Annotated in this window: 8 protein-coding genes and 1 pseudogene; 1 reads left to right on the top strand and 8 read right to left on the bottom strand. The window is 68.9% G+C overall.

Annotated elements, in window-relative coordinates; all coding sequences use genetic code 11:
* The 6 genes and pseudogenes from ACWDTP_RS36100 to ACWDTP_RS36075 form a co-directional block, all read right to left on the bottom strand.
* Positions 1 to 289 (bottom strand): NAD(P)-binding domain-containing protein (locus tag ACWDTP_RS36100; RefSeq protein WP_450028014.1); only part of this gene is annotated, 289 nt, incomplete at its 3' end.
* Positions 289 to 1107, bottom strand: a complete 819-nt coding sequence (locus ACWDTP_RS36095; protein ID WP_450028013.1) for an NAD(P)-dependent oxidoreductase — start codon at positions 1105 to 1107, stop codon at positions 289 to 291. The genes ACWDTP_RS36095 and ACWDTP_RS36100, both read right to left, overlap by 1 nt.
* Positions 1107 to 1967 carry an alpha/beta fold hydrolase gene (locus ACWDTP_RS36090; RefSeq protein WP_450028015.1) on the bottom strand — a complete coding sequence of 287 codons (861 nt, stop codon included), beginning with the start codon at positions 1965 to 1967 and terminating at the stop codon, positions 1107 to 1109. The genes ACWDTP_RS36095 and ACWDTP_RS36090 overlap by 1 nt, the downstream gene beginning before the upstream one ends.
* Before the next feature lie 35 nt (positions 1968 to 2002).
* Positions 2003 to 3649, bottom strand: a complete 1647-nt coding sequence (locus ACWDTP_RS36085) for a thiolase C-terminal domain-containing protein (RefSeq protein ID WP_450028012.1) — start codon at positions 3647 to 3649, stop codon at positions 2003 to 2005.
* Between the two features lie 41 nt (positions 3650 to 3690).
* Positions 3691 to 3891, bottom strand: a pseudogene (locus ACWDTP_RS36080) (ferredoxin); the annotation flags it as partial.
* A complete protein-coding gene (locus ACWDTP_RS36075) occupies positions 3888 to 5180 on the bottom strand; it encodes an NADH-ubiquinone oxidoreductase-F iron-sulfur binding region domain-containing protein (RefSeq protein ID WP_450028011.1) in 1293 nt (430 codons plus the stop codon). The gene ACWDTP_RS36075 and the pseudogene ACWDTP_RS36080, both read right to left, overlap by 4 nt.
* A gap of 33 nt (positions 5181 to 5213) precedes the next feature.
* Between ACWDTP_RS36075 and ACWDTP_RS36070 the strand changes: the two genes are divergently transcribed.
* Positions 5214 to 5687: a hypothetical protein gene (locus tag ACWDTP_RS36070; protein ID WP_450028010.1), complete on the top strand. Its 474-nt coding sequence runs from the start codon at positions 5214 to 5216 to the stop codon at positions 5685 to 5687.
* Between the two features lie 35 nt (positions 5688 to 5722).
* On the opposite strand, the gene ACWDTP_RS36065 is transcribed toward ACWDTP_RS36070, so the two are convergent.
* Together ACWDTP_RS36065 and ACWDTP_RS36060 are read right to left on the bottom strand one after the other, a co-directional pair.
* Complete coding sequence (locus ACWDTP_RS36065) at positions 5723 to 6622, bottom strand: alpha/beta fold hydrolase (RefSeq protein ID WP_450028009.1); 900 nt, start codon at positions 6620 to 6622, stop codon at positions 5723 to 5725.
* Positions 6619 to 7008, bottom strand: coding sequence for a Rieske (2Fe-2S) protein (locus tag ACWDTP_RS36060; protein WP_450028008.1), 390 nt, complete (start codon positions 7006 to 7008; stop codon positions 6619 to 6621). The genes ACWDTP_RS36065 and ACWDTP_RS36060 overlap by 4 nt, the downstream gene beginning before the upstream one ends.
* Between the last annotated feature and the right edge of the window lie 90 nt (positions 7009 to 7098).

The raw sequence follows: 7098 nt of genomic DNA, 5'->3' as shown, positions 1-7098 counted from the left end.
GGGGGCTCCCGGTGGTGTGCAGGACGAGTACCGAACCGGGCGCCATGGTGCCGATCAGGTGATCCGAGCAGAGTTCGCGGACCTGCTCGTCGGTGAACACACACACGACGACAGCGTCCGCACCACGCACCGCATCGGTCCGGGTGCCGACCGGGTGCGCACCCAATTCCGCTACCGTGGACCGCTTTTCGGCGGAGCGCCCGAGCGCCAGGACCTGGTGGCCGGCGCCGACGATACGGCTGACCATCGGGGCACCCATCCGGCCGGCACCGATGAATCCGACGCGCATCAGCGCGGGAACTCCATCAGGGTCAGCGCGGCGTCGGCGGCATCGAATACCGCGCCCTGTGCGGCGTCGGCGTCCTCGGCCAGGCTCGCGGCGTGCCTGCAGTCCTTCTGCAGGAGCGCCCCGGCGATGGGCGCGAGGTTGTCCAGGGTGCCGCCGAACATCGCGATGCTGTTGACCGCCTTGCTGGTGGCCGAACCGCGCACGATCACCTCGCACAGCGCCTGACGCGGAACGCCGAGGGACTCACCGAGTTCGAGTGCACTCATCGCCGCGCCGAGGTTGGCGCTGAACAGCAGGTTGTTGAGGATCTTGGCGACCTGGCCGCTGCCGATTCCGCCCAGATGCACGATCGGGTCGGCGTAGGTGGCGAACACCGGCCTGGCCTTCTCGACGACCTCGTCCGCGCCGCCGACCATGACCAGCAGGGTGCCTGCCGTCGCCGCGGGTTCGCCCCCGCTGACCGGTGCGTCGATGACCGAGACTCCGTGAGCCTGTGCCTGCTCGGCGATCTCGGCGCAGGTGTCGGGATGGACCGTGGAGTGGATGGCGATGATCGAACCGGGGGCCAGGCCGGCCAGCACGCCGGTGTCGCCGCCGAGCACCTCCCGCACGTCGTCGTCGCCCACCACGCACAGGCACACCAGGTCACTGGCCGCGGCCAACTCGGCAGGGGTGCCTGCCACCTTCGCCGCGGTATCGGCGAACGGTTCGACCGACGCGGGGCGGCGCGCCCACAGGGTGGTCTCGAATCCGCCTTCGACGATCCGGCGGGCCATCGGCGCACCCTGACTGCCCAACCCGATGAATCCGACTCGCATCAACCTGCCTCCTCTTCCACTTCGGTTTTCCCGGCGCCGCCGGCGTGGCCGGCCACGCAGTCCCCGGCGAATGACAACACCCTGCGGTGATATTCGCCGGCCGTGTGCCCCACACTGAGGTTGTGTCCGCTGTCGGCGAGTTCACCGGTATCCACCCGCGGCGCGGCGCGAAACAGTCCGGCGATGGTGTCCAGTGCGTCCGGGCCGGACTCCCACACACTCTCGTGGTCACCGGCGGTGAACTGGACCGGGACCTCGATCTGTGCGGCCAGCGCCGGAAAATCGTGTGATGACCAGGTTTTGACCACATCGGCCTCGTAGCGGGCGCCGCCGCCGGACAATCCGTTGCCCAGCACATCGGGTGGATACAGCCGCTCGGGCTGCCACAGCAGATCCCGCAATCCGCGCGGCCGGTGGTCGATCGCGGCGTCCTTGAGGATCTCGTGGGCCGCGGACCGGTAGCGCAGGCCGGTGCCGGCCAGTGAGACACCCAGGACGCCGCCGCGACGTCCGGATCCGGTGACGGCCATCCGGATGGCGAGTTCGCAGCCCATCGAGTGGCCGAGGACGAATACCTCGTCGGTGCCCGCGATGCGCTCGGCCGCGCCGAACGCCAGGGCCACGCGCTGTTGCGGCCGCATCATCGCATCGGGGTAGGCCGCCGACGCCCCGTAGCCGGGCCGGTCCAGCGCGACGACCGTGTAGCCTTCGGCCACCCCGATCCGCAGCAGCGAAAGTTCCGGATGGCCGGGGCAATCGAAGTACGCCGAGGTGGTCGCGCCGCCGTGCAGCGCGACCACCACCCCCCGGGGTTCGGCGGCCTCGGCGACCAGGGCCGACATCGGGACGCCGTCGACCATGACGACGCGGGGATGCGGTTGCGGATTGGTCACGGCTACTCGTCGACCCGCAGCAGGAGCACGCCACTGGGCGTCAGGCCGCCCGAACTCACCACGGCCACTTTCGCATCGGCGACCTGGCGTTCTCCGGCCTCGCCGCGCAACTGGGTGACGGCCTCGTGGACCAGGCCCATGCCGTGGGTGCGGCCGTGGGACAGTTGCCCGCCGTGGGTGTTGAGCGGGATGACGCCGTCGCGGGCGATGTTGTGGCCGCCGTCGAGGAAGTCCCCGGCCTCGCCGATACCGCAGAATCCCAGTCCCTCGAGCCAGGACAGGCAGTTGAAGGTGAAACCGTCGTAGAGCTCGGCGACGTCGACGTCACCGGCGCGCAACGAGGTTCGTGACCAGAGGTGCGCGCTCTGGCCCAGCACCTGCGGTTCGTGGGTCAGGGTGGTCTGGTCCCAGTCCAGCCGCTCGATGATCTGGGTGCCGACCGCCTCGAACCGGACGGGCGGCTTGGGTAGGTCGGCAACGGTGTCGATGGCCGAGACGATCACCGCGACCGCACCGTCGCAGGGCACATCGCAATCGTAGAGGCCGAACGGCGTGGTGATGGTGCGCGCCGACAGATAGTCGTCCATGGTCATCGGGTCGCGGTAGATCGCGGTGGGGTTCAGTGCGGCGTTGGCTCGCTGGTTCAGGGCGATCCAACCGAGCGTTTCGCGGGTGGTGCCGAACCGGTCGAAATGGCGTCCGGCGTTCTGCGCCAACGTATGTGCCGCCGACGTGGCGCCGAACGGCTGCTGCCAGCTGTTGGTGCGGCCACCCATCGGGGGCGATGCCTTGCCTTCCTTCATCAACTGCTGGAAGGTGGCCTCCCACAACGTGCGGAAGCACAGCACATGCCGGGCCATACCCGTCGCGACCGCCATCATCGCCGCGATCACCGAACCGCCAGGACCGAAAGTGTCCATACCACCGTTGATCCAGGTGGGCCGCAGTCCGAGCGCACCCTCGAGCGCGTTCACCCCGCCCTCACCCATCCCCGCGATATCCAGTCCGGGATAGGTGGACAGTCCGTCGATATCGTCGAAGGTCAGGCCCGCATCGGCGACCGCCTGTTCGGCGGCCTCGATCGTGAGTGACAGCGGCGGAACCATCAGGCGGCGACCGATCGTCGACATGCCGATGCCGGTGATGGCCGAGTGATCCTCGAACTTGTCCTCGCCCAGCATCGGCCGGACATGGGAGGCGAAGTCCCTCGGGGCGATCTCGTCGACCGGCCGCGGCGCCGGGGTGGTGTCCGCCGACGGTGTGAACACCGGCAGCCAGACATCCTCGACCTGCTGGAAGCCGACCTCGACCGGCTGCCCGAGCCGTAGCGTGTCGGGATCGCAGTCGACGATGTTGGTGGTCAACCGGACCCGTGGATCCTCGGCGACCGCGACCTCGGCGACCACGTAGGGCGGTGGCAGATCGGGAAATCCGAAGCGGTGGTTGACCGTGAACCCCGCCAGCGAACCCCGCCCCGACACCTCGCGGACCCCGAGTTCGTGGCCGCGGCAGTAGCGGCACACCGGTTGTGGGGGGTGGAGCAGGGCACTGCACTCCAGACATTCCTGGATCCGCAGCACCCCGTCGGCGCCCGCGGTCCAGAAGTACTCGTTGAGCGCGGTGACGGTCGGAAGCGGCCGACCCGGCATCTGTGACAATTCGACTCCCGTCCCTAATCCGCCGTGTGGCGCTGCCGTTCGCGCAGCTCGATGATCGCGTGCACCGGGCAGTCCAGCAGCGCCCGCCTGACCTCGTCGCGATCGGTGTCCGGCACGTCGCCGTCACCGCGCAGCGATGCGTAACCCCAGTCGTCGAGCGGAAAATACTCCGGGGCGTGCTTGGCGCACAGTCCGAATCCGTCGCACATCGTGCGATCGAGCTTGACCCTCATACCGCCACCACCGCCTCCAGCTGTTCCACCTCGTACGGTCGTGCCGCGGTGAACGCCCCGGAACGGCAGGTCTGGCAGTTGTTCTCGACATGGCGGCACACCAGGTCGCCGAACTGAGCCAGCAGGCTGGCGGCGACGTTGGCCGCGCCGTCCAGCGTGGCGCAGGCGCCCCGGCCGCGCAGCACCACCGACCACCGGCGCAGCCGGGCCACATCCTCGTCGGTGGCGTGGCCGTCGCGCAGCGCCGTCGCGACCGCGGCCATGGCGGCGGTGCCGTTGAAGCAGGAACCGCATTGCCCGGCGTTCTCCCGGTCGAAGTAGGCCAGCACCGATGCCGCCACCGCGACCGGGCAGTCCTCGGTGAGAAAGCCGATCGCGCCGCAGCCCAGCCCACTTCCCATGGCGCGCATGGTCTCGTGGTCCAGGGTGGCGCCGAGCACGTCGCGGTTGAGCAGCCCGGCGAAATACCCGCCCATCAGCGCGCCGCCGACCTGTTCGGCCGGTACCCCGTGCAGGGTCAGCAGATCCGCCACCGCGACACCGTGGGGGAGTTCGTAGAGCGCGGGGCCAAGGCCCGCACCGGTGATGGTCGCCAGGAAGGTGCCGGGGGAGGCTTCGGTGCCGACGGCCCGGAACTGGGCGGCACCGTGGGTGTGCAGGTAGGCCAGCTGGGCGAGGGTCTCCACATTGCTGATCAGGGTCGGCCTGCCCGCGACGCCCTCCTCGAACGGCCGGGGCGGCTTATCGGTCGGTTTGGCCTCGCCACCGTTGATCACGTGCACCGCCGCGGTCTCCTCGCCGGCGACATAACCCGGCGACACCGACACCAATTCGACCCGCAGACCCCCGAGTTCGGTTTCGCACCCACGCAGCGCGTCCTCGACACTGCCGGCGGCGCGGCGGTCCGAGACGTAGACGTAGACACGCTCGGACCCGACGATTCGCGCCGCCAGCCGGAGCCCGTCGAGCACGGCGTGCGGCCGGTTGCGCAGCAGCCAGCGGTCTTTGACCGAGGCGGGTTCACCCTCCTCGCCGTTGGCGATCACCACGGGGCCTGCCCCGTCGAGACGGCCGTTATCGCGCACCGTACGCAGCTTGACGGCCATCGGGAAGGCCGCGCCGCCCCGCCCGAGCAGTCCGCTGGTGTGCACGGTGTCGAGCAGCCGGTCCGGATCGACAAGGGGCGCATAGCCTCCGGCGGATATGTAATCGGAAAGGGACTCCGCCTCGGTGCGCAGCAGGCGCGGCGTCAGACCCGGCCACACCGCGACGGTCAGATCGCTCGCCATGGCTACCTCCCGTCCCCGGTTAGGCTTACCGGCATGAGAACCGCGGTGGTACGTGTCGGAGTGGACCAGGCCGGCGAGCTCGGGCCGCAGCGGCTAGCCGACGGCATGGCGACCCTCCGCGAGTCGGCGGACCGGCATGGGGCGCAGGTCCTCGACAGCCAGCTGGCCGGCCTGCCCGGACCCCGGCGCGAGGTCGAGGTGCTGATCGAGGGGGAGGACGCCCCCGGGTTGCAGCGGCTGGTGATGGAACTGTGCGCCAACGCGTTCGGGACCGAACCCAGTGCCGGCGTGGTGACCTTCATCAGCCGCGGTACCGATGACGACGCGCACGGCGTGCTGGCCGGATTCGGTCTCGCCGGCGAGGTGGCCCGTAGCCCGGACCCACAGGGCTGGGACGTGGTCACGGTGGCGCTGAAAAAGGCCGATCTGGACCGTATTCCGGAAAGCCGGATCCACACCGCGCTCGAAGCCTCGCTCAACTGCGAGGTGCGCATCCGCACGGTGTGACATCGGACGTGGTTCATCGCGTTCCGCCCAACCGCTCATCGGGCCAGGAACTCGAGGATCGGCGGCGCGGCCTGCACCCAGGTGTCGAACATGTTGAACCGCTTGACCTTGCCGGAAGCGCGGTCCTCGCCCGCCCGTTCCCAGGCGTCCTCCGGCCAGGGTGGATCGATCAGCGTCGCACCCTTGATCAGGCAGCTCACCTCCAGCGAGGTGCGTTTCGGGTGGTCCAGATCGTTCTCGCCCCCACGGATGATCAGGGTCGGCACCGTGATGTTGTCGAACATCTCATCCTCGACACCGGGGATGGTCTGGCCGGGTTTCGGGACGAACGCGTTGAGCCAGCGCAACATCAGCTTGAGGAACGCGTTGGGTTCCTGGGCCAGGATACGGGCCTCGTTCGCCGCGTTCTCGCCGATCCGCTCCTTCCATTCGTCGACGCGGCTCACGGCCTTCATGCCTGCCCCGCGGACGGCCAGGATGCTCGGCACGATGTAATAGGAACCGAGCACGAACGATCCGTAGACGCCACCGACGATGTTCCACACCACGAGCTTGGTGACGATGTCGGGGTAGAGCATCGTGGTGAGCACCGAGTCACGGGCACCACCCGAACCGCCGGCCAGGATGCACGGTCCGATGCCCAGCTCGGTGATCAACGCCCGCAGGGTCTCGGCCCGCATATGGGATTCGCTCTGGCCGTAGAACTGCACATCGGAGCGGCCGCAGTTGGGCCGGTCCCACAGCAACACCCGGTAGCCGCCCTTGACCAGGGCCTGGGCCAGTGGCCGCAGCCCGGGGATGTCCTTGCTGAACCGGCCGCCCGGTGTCAGCGCGATGAAATCGCCCTGTTTGCCCAGGATCTCGTAGACGACGTTACCGCCGTTGATCTCGATGGACTTCTCGCCGCGTTTGAGTTCCGGGGTACCGACTATCACGCCATCACCAACACTTCGTCTCCCACGATCCGCACCGGGTAGGTGCGGATACTCCACTCCGGTTTGACCGCGGTGGTCCCGGTGGCCAGTTCGAAACCCCACTGATGCCAGGGGCAGTAGATGAACTCCTTGTCCCGCACCATCACCGCGTCGCCCGGCGCGGTCTCGTCGACGACGGTGCGCCCGCGGGCCCGTCCCGAGCACAGCGGCCCGCCCTCGTGCGGACAGTAGTTCGCGATGGCGTAGAAGGTTCCGTTGACGTTGTAGACGCCGACACCGTGGCGGCCGATCGGCACCAGTTTATGTGTGCCGGGCGGGATTTCGTCGACCGTGGCGACGACGTGCTCGCGCCCCTGGGCGAGGCGGGGTGGCTTGTGTTCGGTCAACTCAGAACACCCGCACCTGACCCTCAAGCGCCGGGACGGTCTCCGGCAGCTTGTAGGTGGCGATCCCGTTGCGGAACATCACGTTCTCGC

The organism is Mycobacterium sp. NPDC003449, from assembly GCF_053588415.1.
This window is presented reverse-complemented; position numbering and strand designations above follow the sequence as displayed.